1 protein-coding gene and 1 pseudogene are annotated in these 425 nt (G+C 49.2%); both read left to right on the top strand.

The genetic code is table 11. The features are described from left to right. Positions 1–201: pseudogene (locus ACXIUA_RS11690) on the top strand (hypothetical protein); the annotation flags it as partial. Positions 202–309: 108 nt separating this feature from the next. Further along, the coding region (locus tag ACXIUA_RS11695; RefSeq protein WP_457976922.1) for a DUF997 family protein at positions 310–425 on the top strand (116 nt) is incomplete at its 3' end.

Below are 425 nucleotides of genomic sequence, written 5' to 3' on the forward strand. Positions count from 1 at the left end.
ATGATCGGTAAGCTGATTTGCTACGGTGAAAACCGTGACGTGGCGATTGCTCGCATGAAGAATGCGCTGCAGGAGCTGATCATCGACGGTATCAAAACCAACGTTGATCTGCAGATCCGCATCATGAATGACGAAAACTTCCAGCATGGTGGCACTAACATCCACTATCTGGAGAAAAAACTCGGTCTTCAGGAAAAATAAGACTGCAAAAGCGTCAAAAGGCCGGATTTTCCGGCCTTTTTTATTACTGGGGATCGACAACCCCCATAAGGTACAATCCCCGCTTTCTTCACCCATCAGGGACAAAAAATGGACACTCGTTTTGTTCAGGCCCATAAAGAGGCGCGCTGGGCGCTGGGGCTGACCCTTTTGTATCTGGCGGTATGGTTAGTAGCGGCTACACCGTACCGCCATACTATGACTCA

It is taken from the genome of Corynebacterium sp. UMB8791 (assembly GCF_054166365.1).